General features: G+C 64.4%; 15 protein-coding genes. 3 read left to right on the top strand and 12 right to left on the bottom strand.

What is annotated here, in order from left to right; all coding sequences use genetic code 11:
• Window positions 1-208: 208 nt before the first annotated feature.
• The 4 genes from ACDC67_RS00315 to doeB2 are packed head-to-tail and all read right to left on the bottom strand — an operon-like array spanning window position 209 to window position 5345.
• The gene (locus ACDC67_RS00315; protein WP_376689846.1) at window positions 209-1585 is read right to left on the bottom strand and encodes an NAD-dependent succinate-semialdehyde dehydrogenase; all 1377 of its coding nucleotides are present in this window, start codon (window positions 1583-1585) and stop codon (window positions 209-211) included.
• On the bottom strand, window positions 1582-2859 hold the full coding sequence (gene doeA / locus ACDC67_RS00310; RefSeq protein ID WP_376689845.1) for an ectoine hydrolase: 1278 nt from the start codon (window positions 2857-2859) through the stop codon (window positions 1582-1584). Before doeA ends, ACDC67_RS00315 begins: the two co-directional genes overlap by 4 nt.
• Window positions 2856-4118 carry an aspartate aminotransferase family protein gene (locus ACDC67_RS00305; protein ID WP_376689844.1) on the bottom strand — a complete coding sequence of 421 codons (1263 nt, stop codon included), beginning with the start codon at window positions 4116-4118 and terminating at the stop codon, window positions 2856-2858. The genes doeA and ACDC67_RS00305 overlap by 4 nt, the downstream gene beginning before the upstream one ends.
• Before the next feature lie 51 nt (window positions 4119-4169).
• On the bottom strand, window positions 4170-5345 hold the full coding sequence (doeB2, locus tag ACDC67_RS00300) for a N(2)-acetyl-L-2,4-diaminobutanoate deacetylase DoeB2 (protein ID WP_376689843.1): 1176 nt from the start codon (window positions 5343-5345) through the stop codon (window positions 4170-4172).
• Between the two features lie 287 nt (window positions 5346-5632).
• Between doeB2 and ACDC67_RS00295 the strand changes: the two genes are divergently transcribed.
• Entirely contained in the window at window positions 5633-5890 is a 258-nt protein-coding gene (locus ACDC67_RS00295) for a type II toxin-antitoxin system CcdA family antitoxin (protein ID WP_376689842.1), read from the top strand.
• On the top strand, window positions 5890-6189 hold the full coding sequence (locus ACDC67_RS00290; RefSeq protein ID WP_376689841.1) for a CcdB family protein: 300 nt from the start codon (window positions 5890-5892) through the stop codon (window positions 6187-6189). Before ACDC67_RS00295 ends, ACDC67_RS00290 begins: the two co-directional genes overlap by 1 nt.
• On the opposite strand, the gene ACDC67_RS00285 is transcribed toward ACDC67_RS00290, so the two are convergent.
• From ACDC67_RS00285 to ACDC67_RS00255, 7 genes are all read right to left on the bottom strand, one after another.
• Window positions 6176-6301, bottom strand: coding sequence for an AbrB/MazE/SpoVT family DNA-binding domain-containing protein (locus tag ACDC67_RS00285; RefSeq protein ID WP_376689840.1), 126 nt, complete (start codon window positions 6299-6301; stop codon window positions 6176-6178). The two genes, ACDC67_RS00290 and ACDC67_RS00285, sit on opposite strands and share 14 nt — an antisense overlap.
• Window positions 6302-6446: 145 nt before the next feature.
• On the bottom strand, window positions 6447-6728 hold the full coding sequence (locus ACDC67_RS00280) for a helix-turn-helix domain-containing protein (protein WP_376689839.1): 282 nt from the start codon (window positions 6726-6728) through the stop codon (window positions 6447-6449).
• Window positions 6725-7066: a type II toxin-antitoxin system RelE/ParE family toxin gene (locus ACDC67_RS00275; protein WP_376689838.1), complete on the bottom strand. Its 342-nt coding sequence runs from the start codon at window positions 7064-7066 to the stop codon at window positions 6725-6727. The genes ACDC67_RS00280 and ACDC67_RS00275 overlap by 4 nt, the downstream gene beginning before the upstream one ends.
• Window positions 7067-7119: 53 nt before the next feature.
• Complete coding sequence (locus ACDC67_RS00270) at window positions 7120-7338, bottom strand: hypothetical protein (protein WP_376689837.1); 219 nt, start codon at window positions 7336-7338, stop codon at window positions 7120-7122.
• A gap of 94 nt (window positions 7339-7432) precedes the next feature.
• Window positions 7433-8299, bottom strand: coding sequence for a formylglycine-generating enzyme family protein (locus tag ACDC67_RS00265; protein ID WP_376689836.1), 867 nt, complete (start codon window positions 8297-8299; stop codon window positions 7433-7435).
• Window positions 8300-8434: 135 nt separating this feature from the next.
• Window positions 8435-8761, bottom strand: coding sequence for a hypothetical protein (locus tag ACDC67_RS00260; RefSeq protein ID WP_376689835.1), 327 nt, complete (start codon window positions 8759-8761; stop codon window positions 8435-8437).
• Window positions 8762-8799: 38 nt separating this feature from the next.
• On the bottom strand, window positions 8800-9771 hold the full coding sequence (locus ACDC67_RS00255) for a two-component regulator propeller domain-containing protein (protein WP_376689834.1): 972 nt from the start codon (window positions 9769-9771) through the stop codon (window positions 8800-8802).
• Between the two features lie 123 nt (window positions 9772-9894).
• On the opposite strand from ACDC67_RS00255, the gene ACDC67_RS00250 reads away from it, so the two are divergent.
• Window positions 9895-10359: a DUF4442 domain-containing protein gene (locus tag ACDC67_RS00250; RefSeq protein WP_376689833.1), complete on the top strand. Its 465-nt coding sequence runs from the start codon at window positions 9895-9897 to the stop codon at window positions 10357-10359.
• A gap of 260 nt (window positions 10360-10619) precedes the next feature.
• On the opposite strand, the gene ACDC67_RS00245 is transcribed toward ACDC67_RS00250, so the two are convergent.
• Window positions 10620-14966, bottom strand: coding sequence for a response regulator (locus ACDC67_RS00245; protein ID WP_376689832.1), 4347 nt, complete (start codon window positions 14964-14966; stop codon window positions 10620-10622).
• Between the last annotated feature and the right edge of the window lie 91 nt (window positions 14967-15057).

The raw sequence follows: 15057 nt of genomic DNA, 5'->3' as shown, positions 1-15057 counted from the left end.
TGAAACGCGTAGCCGGTTGACCGTTTAGGTCATTCGAATTTCAGTCATCGAGATTTGTTTGGTACTTGGTGCTTGGAATTTGAGATTTTCAAAGCTTTTCCCTCGCATTGAAGTGAACTCTGCAAAGAGCCACTTACCAGCACGCCCATTCGCATTCTCGGCATTTATCTGTGTTCATCTGTGTTTATCTGTGGACAAATTTGATTTTCTAAGCCTTGGACGGCCCAACCCAGACCTGCTGCGCGTTGACGAATTCGCGGATGCCGTGCGGTCCGAGTTCGCGGCCGATGCCGGAGCGCTTGACGCCGCCCGAGGGTAGTCGGGGGTCGGTCTTGACGATACCGTTTACCGCGACCTGGCCGGTCTCGAGCCGGCTCGCCATCGCCACGCCGCGCTCGGCGCGGGTCCAGACCGCTGCGGCCAGGCCATAGTCGCTGTCGTTGGCCAGCGCCACGGCCTCGTCCTCGCCGGCGACCTTCATCACCACCGCCACCGGTCCGAAGGTTTCCTCCTTCGCCGCGGTCATCTCGCGCTTAACGTGGGTCAGCAGGGTCACCGGGTAGAAAAAGCCCTCGCCCTTGGGCAGCTCGCCGCCGAGCGGACACTGGGCGCCGGCCTCGACCGTCTCGCGCACCTGCCGGTGCAGGTTCCCGCGCAGGTCCGCGCGGGCGATCGGCCCGATATCGGTTTCTTCTGCGGCCGGGTCGCCCAGCTTCAGGCGCGCCAGGCGCTCATGCAGCATCCCGACGAAGCGCTCGTGCACCGCCTCTTCCACGATGATGCGTTTGGCGGCGATACAGCTCTGCCCGGCATTGATGATGCGCGAAAGGCAGATGGTGTCGGCCGCCTTTTCCAGGTCGGCATCGGCCAGCACGATGGCAGGATCCGAGCCGCCCAGTTCCAGCACCGAGTGCTTGATCTCGGCCGCCGCGGTCGAGGCGACGATACCGCCAGCCTTTTCCGAGCCGGTGAACGACACCGCCTGCACCCGACTGTCGCGGATCACGCCGGCCGCTCGCTCGGTCTCCAGCGGCAGGTTGGCGAACACGCCGGCCGGCGCACCGACGCGCTCGAAAAGCTTGCCGATGGCCTCGGCGCAGGCGGGCACATTGGGGTCGTGTTTCATGACGCAGGTATTGCCGGCCATCAGGGTGGGGGCCGCGAACCGGAACGCCAGCCAGAACGGCGCGTTCCAGGGCAGGATGCCCAGGATGACGCCCAGTGGCAGGTACTGAACGTAGCTCTGGCTCGCGTCCGAGTCGAGGTGTTCGGCGGCGAGATAGCGCTCGGCATGCTCGGCATAGTGCTCGGCGCACCAGGCCGACTTCTCGACCTCACCACGCGCCTCGCGGACGGGCTTGCCCATCTCTTCGGTCATCAGCCGCGCCAGGTTGTCGACATCCTCGCGCATCAGCGCCGCCACGTCGCGCAGCACCCTGGCCCGCTCGTCGAAACCGGTCGCCTTCCAGCCGGCGAAAGCCGACTGCGCGGCCGCCAGGCGTTGTTCCAGTGCGCTGTCTGACAGGGTCTCGACCTCATGCCGGGGCTTGCCGGTGGCCGGGTTGATTGAACGCAGTATCGTCATTGCCTACGGGCCTCCTCGATATTCATGACCGGTTCCCTGCCCGGGGTGCCGTCGCGCTTTTCCTTCGGCGGCACGCCGGCCTTCGGACGCGGCAGTTCCCGCGGTGCCTGGTCGGACTTGACCAGGAAGTTCTCTTCGAGATCGAAGAAGGACTCGCAACCATCGGAAGTGATATGGATGGTGTCGGAAATGCCGACCGTCTTGTCGCCGTCCACACCCCACATCCAGGGAATGATGTGGAAGGTCATGCCTTCCTTGAGCACGCGCGAATCGCCCTGCTTGAGACTGATGATGTAGCCCTCGTCCCAGCTCGGCGGAAACGCGATGCCAATCGAATACCCGGAACGCGTGATCAGGCGCGCGCCGACTTCGTTGGCGGTAATGATGTTGCGCACCAGGTTGTCGGCATCGGAGACCGTCATGCCGGGGCGGATGGCCTGCTTGATCTCGAACAGGGCCTGCTTCATGCGGTCCTGGGCGTGTTCCATCGACGGCGAGAGTTCGCCCAGCACGACCGTGCGCATCATTGCCGTGTGGTAACGGCGGTAGCAACCGCCCACTTCGAGGAACACGTGCTCACCCGGTTGCACGGTGCGCCCTTCCCAGGTGGCATGGCCGATCATGCTGCGCGGCCCCGAGGTGACGTAGGGCATTACCGCCGGCGGTTCGCCGCCGGCCCGGAACATGCCCGACGAAATGGCCGCCCCGATCTCGTTCTCGGTCACGCCGGCCGCCGCCGCCTCGAAACCGGCGCGCATGCCGGCCTCGGTGGCGGCCGCTGCCTTGCGCATGATCTCGATCTCGTGCCGGGACTTGCACACGCGCCCTTCCTCGACGATGCCGAAGCAGTCGAGCAACCTGCCGTCGAGAAAGGTCGTGAAAATGCTGTCCTGGTGATAGGCGGGGAGGAAATAGCTGTTGCGCTCGTAACCGATGCACTTGCCCGTCAGGCCGAACTCGCGCAGCGACTCGACCAGCATCTGGATGGCATCACCCGTGTCCGGGTAGGGACGCGTCTTCTCGATCCAGGTGCGGGCGTGGACGTTGGACTCCTCGAGCATGCGCGTGATCATGAACGGCTCGTCTTCGAGCGGCACCACCAGGGCTTGGAAGAAGCTGTACCCGGTGGTCTGATAATCGGTGAGATACATCAGGTTTTCCGGGTCGGTGATCACCACCGCGTCGAGCAGGCGTTCGGCCATGCGTTCGCGCAGCGCCTCGAGCCGACGCTGGTACTCCTCGAACGGAAAGGTCATGTCGTCGCGCTGTCTCATGCCGCCGCCCTCCGTGCGGTGGCGATGGACTGCTCGAGAATATCCAGGCCCTCGGCCAGGTCCGCTTCGGGAATGGTCAGCGGCGGAATCAGCTTGAGCGTTCGACCGCCGGTGCCGCAGGCGCCGATCAGCAGGCCATTGTCGAAGGCCGTCGAGGCGATGTGCTTGGCCAGGTCGCCGTCGCCGACATCCAGGGCCTGCATCATGCCGCGCCCGCGCACCGAGAACCCGTCCTGCCCGCGGGCAATGGCGTCCAGGCGCCGACGCATGGTCTCGCCGTTGGCCCGGACCGCGTTCGTCAGTTCATCGTAGTCGAAGTACTCGAGCGCCACGGTGCCCGCGACAAAACTCAGGCCCTGGCCGCGGAAGGTGCCGGTGTGCTCGCCCGGCGACCAGTGCTTGTCGTATTCGGGCTTGACCAGGTTCATCGCCATGGGCGTGCCGAATCCGCCGATCCCCTTGGCCAGGGTGATGATGTCGGGGTCAAGCCCCATGCCGTCGAAACTGAAGTAGTTGCCCGTGCGGCCACAACCGGCCTGGATGTCGTCATAGATCACCAGGGCGCCGAGATCCCGGGCGAGGTCCTGGACGGCTGTCAACCATTCGGATCGCGCAACGTGCACGCCGCCCTCGGCCTGGATGGGCTCGATCACGAAAGCCGCCGGCGGCTCGAGGCCGCTGGAAGAGTCCTCGTACATGGCGCGCAGCTGGTCGACCCAGGCCAGGGCCTGCTCGAGCGGCACTTCCTCGCTGCCAAAAGGCTGGCGAAGCACGTGGTCCAGCGGCACCCCGGCGGCATTGCGGAAGTAGGCGTTGGCGGTGCAGGCCAGCGCGCCGAGGGTCATGCCGTGGAAGCCGTGCTCGTAGGCCACGACCGAGCGCCGGCCGGTGACCTTGCGCGCGAGCTTGAGCGCCGTCTCGACCGCGTTGGTGCCGGTCGGGCCCATGAACTGCAGCTTGTGGTTCCAGCCCCTGGGCTTGACGATGGTCTCGACGAACTTCGCGATGAAATCGCGCTTGACGTCGGTGTACATGTCGAGGCTGTGGGCCACGCCGTCGCGCTCCAGGAACTCGATCATGGCGCGCTTCATGCGGGCATTGTTATGGCCGAAATTCAGCACGCCGGCGCCGGCGAAGAAGTCGATGTAAGACTTGTCGTTCTCGTCGACCTGGCGCGCGTTGGACGCCGATTTGAACACGGTCGGATAAAGCCGGCAGTAGCCGCGAATGTCCGATTCCCACTGTTCGAATACCTGCATGGTGTACCTCCTTGGGCTCTGTCCCGACACGATTCCGGCCGGGCGCTCGTGCTAGTGCTCCTTCACCGGACAACCAGCGATTCGGGCATAGATTCGGCCGACCACGTCGATCAACCGGTCGTTGAAGTCGTATTTCGGGCTGTGGCAGGCATGGTGGTGGCCCTGCCCGTCGTCGGCGCCGATCAGCGCGAAGGCGCCGGGAATTTCCTTCAGGTAGTAGCTGAAGTCCTCCGAAGCCATGATCGGCGTCTTCAAGTCAGCGTCGAGCCCGTCGCCGCCCAGTTCGGCAAGCAGGGCCTCGCGGTAGCGCGCCGCCTCGCCGGGGTGATTGACCGTCGCGTCGTAGCGCGGATGAATGCGCACATCGGCTTCGACGCCGCAAGCCGCTGCGGTGTTCCGTGCAACGGTCTCGATCAGCTCTCCCATGGCCGTGCGGGTATCGGGATCGCCCAGGCGGAAACTGCCGCCGAGCGTGGCGGTGTCCGGAATGACGGTCGGCGCGCCCTCGGCGCGGATGTTGGTCACGCTGAGCACCGTCGGCGCCTGCGGCGATATCCGCCGGGCCACCACCTGCTGCAGCGCCGTGACGATGCTCGATGCCGCCAGCACCGGATCGCGGCACAGCTCGGGCTGGCTGGCGTGCCCGCCCTGCCCCTGGACCGTGATCTCGAAAGTGCCGTTGCCGGCCATCACCGCGCCGTCCGGGCAGACCGCCTTGCCGAATGGAATCGCCGGCCAGTTGTGCCAGCCGAAGATCGACTCGACGCCTTCGAGCGCGCCGTCGTCGATCATCGCCTTCGCGCCGTGACCGCCCTCCTCGGCCGGCTGGAACAGCAGGGTCACCGGCCCCGGCAGCTCGGCTTCGTGCGCCTTGAGCCAGCCCGCGGCCGCCAGCAGCGTAGCGGCGTGCCCGTCGTGCCCGCAGGCATGCATGCAGCCATCACGCGTCGAAGCCCAGTCCACGCCGCTTGCCTCGATAATGGGCAGGGCGTCGATATCAGCGCGCAGGGCCATCGAGCGCCCGGGCGCGGCCTCGGCCAGCGTCGCCACCGTTCCGGTGCCGGCGCAGGCACGCCAGGCAATGCCGAAGGCATCCAGGCAACGGCGAATGGCCGCCGCCGTCTCGTGCTCCTCCCAGGTCAACTCCGGGGCGCGATGCAGGTCACGACGAATCGTCACCGCCTCGTCGACCATCGTGCGCCAGTTGTCAGCCAGGTGGTTCGCCACGGACGGGACTCCCGAAAGAATCAACCCGGCAGGCACCGGGTCGAGGGAAAAAGCAAAAGGCTCCAGCAGCCGCCGAGCCCGCCATCTACGCCTAGGCTAGACCCGCGATCAGCCCCCGTGCAAGCACTTTCGTTTAGGCCCAAAACAGTTGCGCGGCAAGTATTTGGCGGGGGCGCATCGGGGACTCGCTACGGCTCCAGATAGACCATCATCAGATTCGTCCCTCGCGATACCACCACCTTGATGCGCACCATTCATGCGCATACTATATGAGATGTTTACACGCATTGGACGAGACCATGCCAACCACTCGAACAACCGGCCCGGCCCGAAAAGCCTGCAACCTGTCGCTGGACCGCACGCTGCTTGATGAAGCGAGAGCGCTGGGGCTGTCGATCTCTCGGGCCGCCGAAGCCGGCCTTAGCGAGGCGGTCCGCCAGCGCAAGAGCGAAATCTGGCGCGAAGAAAATGCCGATGCCCTGAAAAGCTCGAACGCCTGGGTCGAGGCCAACGGCCTGCCGCTGGCGAAACACCGCCGGTTCTGATGGCACGATTCGACGTCTACCGCAATGCCGGTGGCGCCGGCTATCTGCTGGACGTGCAGTCCGATTTGCTGCAGGGCCTGAACACCCGGGTCGTCGTCCCACTGTTGCCGCCGGAGGAAGCACCCCAACCCGCCCGGCGCCTGAATCCTGTGTTGAAAGTAGAGCGAACGCAGGTCGTGATGACCACCCAGTTCCTCGCCGCCGTCGCCGATTCCGAACTCGGCCAGGCCATCACGCGCCTCGAGCAGGACCGGGACGAGATCACCGCAGCGCTCGACATGCTGTTCATCGGCTTTTGAGCCCGCCACGAAATCGGGGCGCGCCTCGCGGCACGGGCTTGAGGTTCAGCTTCCGGCGCACCGCCTTCGGAATCTCCACCTGATATTTCGAAGAAACCCTGACCGTTTCCATAGATTTGCCATCGATAGAAAAACGTTGAACAACACTTCAGGCGATTGCCCTTTCTACTGCAATGGCCACAGCCCAGATGCGCCAACGCGGCTCCATACGCCGCCAGGCGCTGCTTCGTGTCCGATCCGGCAGGCAAGGTCTCGAGTCAGGCCGCGTCGTCAACGCTCAGACTGATGCGCAGTCCGGCGGCTGCCGCCAGGCCCACCAGGCCGTCCAGGGAAAACCGGCTGATCTTGCCGCGAATCAGGTCGGAAATACGCGGCTGACTCACACCGAGATGCCCGGCGGCCTCGCTCTGCGTCCAGCCCTGTTCCTGAATCCGGTCGCGCAGCGCGCGCATCAGGGCAGCACGCATGCGCATGTTCTCTGCCTTCTCCGGCTCGTCGGAAATGGCATCCCAGACGTTGTCAAACACTTCAGCGTTCATTGATCCTGCTCCTGCATCAAGTGCCGGTAGCGCTTCTGCGCCAGTTCGATATCTTCTTTCGCCGTTTGCTGCGACTTCTTCTGAAAGCAGTGCAGCACGTGAATCGCATCGGCAAGCCGAGCAAGGTAGATCACCCGGTAGGCGCCATCGGAATCCCGAATCCTGATCTCACGAACGCCCTTTCCCACAGTCTTTATCGGCCGCCAGTCATCGGGATCGAGACCCAGTTGAACCTGATCAAGCTGGAAACCCACATCCTGCCGGGCCGAGTCGGGAAAAGATCTCAAGTCCGCCAGCGCACCACGATGAAACCGAATCGGCTTCCTGCGATCTGTCATGAGTGGATTATATTAGTTTTTATATAACCGGGCAACGGGTGGCCCCGCCAGGTCTAGATGTCAACAGAGGGCGCGGCCCCGGCTTTGCTGCAGGCCGCCTCAACGCGCTTCTCCAGCACGAACAGCAGGCCATCCTCGATGCGGCTGCCCAGCGTGAAACGACGGGCCCTGGGGAACCTGTCCAGATGCGGCAGCATCCAGGCCAGCAGGCCGTGGCAGTCCTCGATGGCCTTGGGCGTGGCGTCTCGGGCTCGGGATTCGGTCTGGGTCATCGATTCAGCCCGCTACAAAGAAACTTCGATGGGGGCTCCGCCCCAATACCCCCGGTTCGGCTCACGCCGGACGCAAAGGGTAAAAGCACAAAGCTCATAGATTGACGGACCTGGCCACACGAAAGCCCGCGTGGAAGGCGCGGTAGAAGGGGTTGCCCAGACTGCGGTTGGCCGAACGCAGGAACAGACCGTAGCCGAACCAGGCGCCGCCGCGCGAAACCCCGCTGCCGCAATCGCCGCTCATCCAGGCGCTGCCGTCGGTAGGGGCACCCTCGTAGCTGCCATTCCAACAGTCCTGCACCTGTTCCCAGACATTGCCATGAGTGTCGTACAGGCCAAAGGCGTTGGGGGCGAAGCCGCCCACCGGCAGGGTCTGGTCTCTATCTATGCCGATGGGGCAACCCTGGGCCGGGTAGTTGCCATTGAAATTAGCCTGGTCGGTGGTGATGCAGTCACCGGTATTGAAACGCCCGGTGGTGCCGGCGCGGGTGGCGTATTCCCACTCCGACTCGCTGGGCAGACGATAATCGTGGCCGGTCTGGTTGCTCAACCAGGTGACGTATTCCTGGGCGTCGTGCCAGTTGACGTTGACTACCGGCCGGTCCCCACGGCCCCAGCCTTCGTCGTCCGGATTGTGACTGCAGCCACTGTCGGCCACGCAGGCGTCCCACTCTTCGAAGGTCACCTCATATTGACCCATTGCAAAGGCCGGAACGTTGACCGTGCGCTGCGGGCGCTCGTCGCTGTGGCTTTCCGGTTCGTCGGGCGGGCTACCCTGGACGAAGCTGCCGGCCGGGATCATGACCATGGTCGGGCAGTCGGGGCAGTCCTTGAACCCGGGCTCGAAACGGTCCTGGAAAATAACCTGGCCCAATGCAACCGGAGCGAGCAGGCCCAGGCAGAGAAGCAGGACAACGAACAGCAACCCGAATCCAGACAAACGCGATTTATTCTTCATCATTCCCTGATTCCCTTGATTTCCCCGTTTTGATGCGACCTGCGCAGGTACGAATGGCGGGCATGAAGGAGACTAGCTGCTTGGTGTGCGGAGCTCAAGCCGGAATTGGGGATCCCGCACCCCGGAGCCAGCGCTGCGTCAATGGATCGAAAAATTGTCCAGAAGCCCCTCGTAGTTCCAACCATTGCCGTAATGCATGATTTCAGTGATCCATGTCACCTGCGGCCAGTGCTCAGCCACAACTACCTGCAATGTCACGCAGCCAAGTGTCTTGCGGTACAGAATAGGCGACTTGTTTGTAATTACCGTCGGTTTGATCATCAATTGCCGTGCCATAGTTAGTGCCGATTCGCAGGCGAAACTCGTTTCAGCTGTTGTCTTCCAGGCGCAGATGGACCCCGACGGGATATTCGCGACAGGTCCATCCACAGCCACCACCGACTGAGCGATGGATCGGCCTGGCATCAAAATCGATCACCGTTGTTGGCGTAACAGGAATGTCCTCAGCTCGGCGAATCCCAACAGTCATTGCCCGGAGCATTGTCCCGAAAAATGTGCAGCTCACCGTCTTCTATCTGCACCAACCCAGGCTTGTCGTCGCCATTAACCTCTTCCCATACTGGATTTGCGGTGAAATCACCATCATCAGCGCCTGCCAGTCGCCCCGCCAAAACCCCTGCCCGAAGGTTTCGAGATAGCGCCCGTCGCGCCAGCGCCCAGATCTCGGGCTGACTATCATCCAGGCCGCTGAACCGGAACGGGGCATCGTGAATCAGGCGGCGACAGTCCCTGCCGCCGTGCGGGCAGTGCACCACCCCGGACTCCAGGCTGGAGAACCACCATCCGTCACTTCCCGCGTCGAGCACGTGCGTTTGCGAACCGCCCAGCGCTTCGGACCAGCCCGCCAGGGACTCGAAGCGGCCGGACTCCGAATCGAGCTCGAGATCCCAGACATCGGGAGTGGACAGAATGCCCCTGTCAGAGACGGCGCCGTAGCGAGCGAGCGTTTCGCCTTCGGGCGTCAGCCGATACAAATCGGCGTCCGCTGTCCCTGCCCAGATCCCGCCATCCTCGGCCTCCAGCAGGGACGGCACGGCCACACCACTCGGGCCGTCGAACTGGAACAGTCCATCCTGGGTACCGATCCAGATCGTGCCATCCTCGTCGTCGACGACAGTGTTGACGCGCGCGCTGGCCAGCTCCGAAAAAGCAGCGAAACGATCGAACGCGTACTGCAGCTCGAGCCGGACCTCCGCCCGAAGTCCGACCGGCACCAACCAGATCACCAGAACGAACAACAGAAGGCAGAGCGCACTCCCCCTCGACCGCCGCTTTGCGATCCGCTCGTCCCCGCCGCGGGCCGGTCGCCGCTTGTTCGCTCCCTGCAAGAATCCTCCCTGATGCATTCCTCCAGCGGCATCGCCGAGTCGGATTTCCCGATCCGACACATGCACTTTTCGGACAAGCCTGTTCACGCAAACGACTCCAGCCGGGTGCGGCATGGCGGAACCAAGCGCTCGAGTCGAAGGACTGCCCGCCGCCGACCCCGCTCCGATATCATGCCAGCATCCAAACTGCCCGCCTTACGCCACGCACTCATGAAGGCTTCGACCCTCCGCCTGCTGTTCAACCTGTATCCGCCCTACCTGGGCACCGGTATTCGTATTCGGCGCATTTCGCCGGATTATCGGCATGTGGTGGTCGAGATGGCGCTGCGCTTCTACAACCGCAACTACGTTGGGACGCATTTCGGCGGCAGCCTTTCGGCGATGACCGATCCGTTCTACATGCTGATGGTGATGAACAACCTCGGGCGCGAGTACATCGTGTGGGACAAGGCGGGCACAATCGATTACCGCAAGCCCGGGCGCGGGCGCGTGCGGGCGGAGTTCCGGATCGGGCAGGCGCTGATCGACGAGATTCGCCGGGCGACCGAAGGCGGGCGCAAGTACGAGCCGACGCTAGCGGTCGACATCGTCGACGAGGCCGGCGAGGTGGTTTCGCACGTCACCCGGACGCTCTACATTCGCCGCAAGCGCAGGTCCGGCACCGGAACGAGGTAGGATTCTGGAAAAAGCAGGATTCTGAAAAAAGAAACGCCGGCGCTCCCTCGAGCGACCGGCATTTCTCCCCCGTCCCGTATCGTCCCCCACCTGCCAGTGGGTCGGTCGTTCCCGACCTGTGTTGGGCGTGTCGGCCAGCCCGCTGTCGGGCTCGCCTGAACATCGAGTGTAGAAGCATCGTAACCGCCTGATCCAGAAAGGGCCTTGCACAAAAACGACCATCAGGTGCACTTATACGACAATCAGGGAAACCACCAGGCTCAGCCCTGCTGTCGGCGCCAGTTCGAGGGGGAAGTGCCCGCCTGCTGGGTAAACACGCGCGAGAAATATTGCGGACTGGAAAAGCCGCAGCTGTAGGCGATATCCTGGATCGATCGGCTCGTCTCGACCAGCAGGCGCCGCGCGCATTCGAGGCGATAGCTCTGCAGATGCGCCGCCGGCGTGCGGCCGGTCAGCGCCTTGAGCTTGCGCTGCAGGGTGCGCTGCTCCACAGCCACGAATTCGGCCAGTTCGGCCACGCCGGCCTCGGGGTCGTCGAAGTTGGCCTCGAGCCAGCCGCGCACGCGCTCGAGTAGCTGTTCGTCCCGCTCGGACAGGTCGGGAAGGCCAGAGTCTGCCTGCGGGCGCGGCGCCTCGGGGCGCTGACCTGACGTCTCCAACTGTCGCCACAGGCGCGTCTGGACGCGGGTCCGGATATCGATCATGCGGCGCAGGCGCAGCCTGAGTTCGGCGGGGTTGAAGGGCTTGGCGAGGAAGTCATCCGCGCTAAGGGTATAACCCTGAAGGCGCGTCGCATCATCCTGCCGGGCCGTCAGAAGCAGCACCGGCAAGTGGCTGGTACGCACATCCTGCCGCAGGCGCCTGAGTAGCTCCAGGCCGTCGAGGCGCGGCATCATGATGTCGCTGACGACCACGTCGGGCAGGCGCTCGCGGGCGATCTGCAGCGCCTCGGCGCCATCCCCGGCTTCCAGAACCTGCCAGTCGCCGGACAGCGCTTCGGCCAGATGCTTGCGAAGGTCCTGGTTGTCTTCGGCCACCAGCGCCGTTCCGAAGCGGCCGCCGCCCGCCGGTTCGCCACGCCCCTGTTCGATATCGAAGTCGCTATCGGGCGCCAGGGTTTCCAGCTCCAGTTCGAGGCGCTGACCGGCCAGCTGGTCGACCGGCGCGCCCTCCATGTGCCCGCGCCAGGCCGGCAGCCAGACCCGGAACTCCGCACCCTCGCCGGGCTCGCTGACGACTTCGGCATGACCGCCGTTGGAGCGGGCGGCCTCGCGCACCAGGGTCAACCCGATGCCGGCGCCCTCGATACGGCCGTGCTCATGGGCCGGCATACGATTGAAACGCTCGAAAATGAAATCCTTCTGTCCCGCCTCGATGCCCGGACCGTTGTCGCTGACGGAAATGAGGACACCGCCGTCGCCGTCGCCGACGCGTACTTCCACGCGCGAGCCCGACGGGCAGTACTTGAGCGCATTGCCGATGAGATTAAGCAGGATCCGCTCGACGTCGGCCTGCTGGCACTGGGTCGACCAGCGGCCGTCCACCGACAGTTCGAGCTCGATGCCCTTCTGCTCGGCCAGTGGCCGAAATGCCTCGACGGTCATCGCAACCACCTGGTCGATGGACCAGGGATCGGGTCGCGGCAAGTCGCGGGAAGACTGCAGGCGCGATAGATTGAGCAGCTGATCGACCAGGCGCAGCAGCCGCCTGAGATAGCGCCGCGCCGACATCACGGCGCCGGTGTCGTCGGGGTTGCGCGCCAGCCGATCGATACCGGCTTCGACCAGGGTCAGCGGCGTTCGAAACTCGTGCGAAATATTGGCAAACAAGGTGGTTCGCGTGTCGAGCACCTCGGCCAGCTCGGCGGCCTGGCGGTCGACCAGGTCCTTTTGCTCTCGCAGTTCGTGCGTGCGCGTGGCCACGACCTGCTCCAGCCGGCGCCGGCGCCGCCGCTCGACCAGCAGGACGCCGATGATCAACAGGGCCGCCGCGGCGGCGTACAGCGAGTAAGCCCAAAGGGTCAACCAGGGCGGCGAGGCCACCGAAGCCCGCAGCAGCTCCCTGGGCTCGGACCAGACGCCGTCGCTGTTGGCGGCCCGGACCAGGAACCGGTATTCTCCCGGAGGCAGGTCCGGGTAGCGGATCCTCCTGACCGAATCACTCTCCACCCAATCCTCGTCGACGCCGGCCAGTCGATAGGCATAGCGATTGCGATCGGGCTCGACGAAGTGCAGGCCGACGAACTCCAGTACCAGCGAGTTGCGGTCGTGCGAGGTGTTGAGGGTGGTCACCTCGCCGGCACGGATGGGCAGATTGTCGCCACCGACCTCGGCCCGCTGCAGGTAGACACGCGGCGGCTCGGGGTGCAGCTCGATCTCGTCGGGGCGAAACACGTTGACCCCGTTGATGCCGCCGAAATAGAACAGGCCGCTTTGCCCGATCGAGGCAACGGTATTGTTGAACTCCAGGCCCTGGAGACCGTCGCCCAGCGTGAAGTGGCGCGATACGCCCGTGCGGGGATTGAAGCGGATCAGACCCCGGTTGCTGCTCAGCCACAGCCGGCCGCGTTCGGACGGGAGGATGGCGTAGACGGTGTTATCCGGCAAGCCGTTGTTGCGGTCGTGCCAGTGCCAGTCCGTGAACCGGCCTTCGTCGAGCGCGCCATGGGCCAGGCCGCCCTGCTCGCTGCCGAGCCAGATCCGCTCGTCGGCGGTCTGGGCCAATCCGAAAATAAAATTGCGCGGATGCTCACCCGGCTGACCGGCCGGGTAATTGCGCGTCAACTCGCCGCTGACCGGATCCCACAGAATGACGCCCCGACGCATTCCGACCAGGAGCTCGCCCGAGCGCAGCCGAATCATGTCGAAAGTGCCATGCTCCTGTTCATCTGCACCGGGCGGCGTAATGGACTCGAAATGCTCCAATCGAAGCTCACGCCCCTCGGGACCGATCTCGAAGGTCAGCAAGCGCCGTCCCCCGGCCGCCCAGAGCATTCGCCCGTCGTCCGAGAAAACCATGGCCTTGATCCGGGTCGAACGTCCGTCGAGCTCGACGGGGTGGCGAGCCTGAACTTCGAAGTCATCGGCCGATAGCACCGCCATCCCCTCGCTGGTGCCGACCCAGACCTCACCGGTGACCGGATGCTCGGCCAGTTCCCAGACCGAGTTGTCCGGAAGGCGTTGCCGCGGCGCGGACAGCGCGTGCAACTCGGCAACCGATCGATCATAGGCCCCGGCCTCCCGCTCCCACACGCGAATGCCGCTGAAAGTCAGGCCCGTCCATAGAAGTTGCCGGTCGTCACGGCTGGTCTCGAGAACCGAGCGCACCACGTTGTCCACGCCGAAGTACTCGCTACTCGAGGGCTCCATGACGTGCTCGAATCGCGCGCTCTGGGGAGAAAAGCGCGAAAGGCCGCCCAGTCCCCCACCCACCCAGACGGTCCCGAAGTCGTCGACGTAGACGTCGTACAGGGCCGACCAGGGCGAGGCCGTCAGGGAGGACGGCCGCGTCGGGTCGTGGCGCATGAGACGAATGCTCTCGCTGTCCGGGGAATAGAGGCCGACGCCTTCCGGCAGCCCGATCCAGACGAAACCCCGCGGATCTGCCGCCAGCTCGATCTCGTGGTCGAGGTGGTCATCCGTCGCTTCGGGGTACCAGCGCCTCAAGCGCCGGTGCCACTCTCCCGACTCGACCTTGTACTGAACCAGCGATCTCCGGGTCAGCAACCAAAGGTGACCGGCAGGATCGGTAACAAGCGCCGGCACCCAGTCGTCGGCATGCCCGAAATCCGTCGGCCGGATCCGATCCACGACGGTCTCTTCATCCGGGTCGAACAACAGAACACCGTCACGCCCGCCCAGCGCCAGCAATCCGGAGGGCAGGCTGGCGATGGAATGTTGTCGGACTTGACGCTCTTCGAGCGGATGCCTCAACACATGCCGCAGCAACGGACCCTCCGGATCGAAGCGCCAGAGCCCGTCCGAATTGAATAGCCAGACGCGACCGCTCTGGTCGGTGATCGGTACGCCGGAAGCCTCGCTCGATACGGGATGTTCGAATGGAAGGGGCTGGAAGACCCCACTGGTTCGTTCGATGTAGGCGACGCCCTGCAATGTCTGCACGACGAGGTTGCCCTCGCCGTCCTCTGCCAGCTTCCGAATCTCGGGCTGATCGTTCGCCGGACGGATTCCATCGGCGTCCGAGAAAGCGATTCGCCGGATCTCCAGGGTCTCGGGATCGAGCCGATTCAGGCCATTGCGGGTGCCGATCCAGATGGCACCGTCGCGCCCGCGGAGCAGCACCTTGATGCGGCTGTTGCTCAGGGAATTGGGATCTTCCGGGTCGTGCCGGAAGTTGCGGAACACGTACCCGTCGTAACGGCTCAGGCCGTACTGCGTGCCGAACCACATGTATCCGAGCTCGTCGCTGACCATGTCCTGCACGGCCGATTGCGCCAGGCCGTGCTCCAGCGACAGGTGCTCGAAGCGCACCTCCGAGTAGGCCCGCAGTTCGGGACTGAACAACAGCAACAGCAGGAATGCCGCCTGAGGAATGACGCTTCGTCGCAACCCGGCCAGCCCCCCGCAACCGATTTCCATTTTCATCATTCAGACACCGCCCGGGAGAGCGTGACAACACCATCCCGCCGGATCCACAACCAGGAAACAGTCTACATGACCGTGCGCGGGCTAGTGGGCC

Origin of the sequence: Wenzhouxiangella indolica (assembly GCF_042310355.1) — a bacterium.
GTDB lineage: Bacteria > Pseudomonadota > Gammaproteobacteria > Xanthomonadales > Wenzhouxiangellaceae > Wenzhouxiangella.
This window is presented reverse-complemented; position numbering and strand designations above follow the sequence as displayed.

What these genes read in the sequence shown, in the direction of transcription:
- doeA (WP_376689845.1), bottom strand. Translation starts at nt 2,859, where the DNA reads ATGAGACAGCGCGACGACATGACCTTTCCGTTCGAGGAGTACCAGCGT.
- ACDC67_RS00245 (WP_376689832.1), bottom strand. Translation starts at nt 14,966, where the DNA reads ATGATGAAAATGGAAATCGGTTGCGGGGGGCTGGCCGGGTTGCGACGA.
- ACDC67_RS00315 (WP_376689846.1), bottom strand. Translation starts at nt 1,585, where the DNA reads ATGACGATACTGCGTTCAATCAACCCGGCCACCGGCAAGCCCCGGCAT.
- ACDC67_RS00275 (WP_376689838.1), bottom strand. Translation starts at nt 7,066, where the DNA reads ATGACAGATCGCAGGAAGCCGATTCGGTTTCATCGTGGTGCGCTGGCG.
- ACDC67_RS00250 (WP_376689833.1), top strand. Translation starts at nt 9,895, where the DNA reads ATGAAGGCTTCGACCCTCCGCCTGCTGTTCAACCTGTATCCGCCCTAC.
- ACDC67_RS00290 (WP_376689841.1), top strand. Translation starts at nt 5,890, where the DNA reads ATGGCACGATTCGACGTCTACCGCAATGCCGGTGGCGCCGGCTATCTG.
- ACDC67_RS00270 (WP_376689837.1), bottom strand. Translation starts at nt 7,338, where the DNA reads ATGACCCAGACCGAATCCCGAGCCCGAGACGCCACGCCCAAGGCCATC.
- ACDC67_RS00280 (WP_376689839.1), bottom strand. Translation starts at nt 6,728, where the DNA reads ATGAACGCTGAAGTGTTTGACAACGTCTGGGATGCCATTTCCGACGAG.
- ACDC67_RS00285 (WP_376689840.1), bottom strand. Translation starts at nt 6,301, where the DNA reads ATGGAAACGGTCAGGGTTTCTTCGAAATATCAGGTGGAGATTCCGAAG.
- ACDC67_RS00260 (WP_376689835.1), bottom strand. Translation starts at nt 8,761, where the DNA reads ATGCCAGGCCGATCCATCGCTCAGTCGGTGGTGGCTGTGGATGGACCT.
- ACDC67_RS00265 (WP_376689836.1), bottom strand. Translation starts at nt 8,299, where the DNA reads ATGATGAAGAATAAATCGCGTTTGTCTGGATTCGGGTTGCTGTTCGTT.
- ACDC67_RS00305 (WP_376689844.1), bottom strand. Translation starts at nt 4,118, where the DNA reads ATGCAGGTATTCGAACAGTGGGAATCGGACATTCGCGGCTACTGCCGG.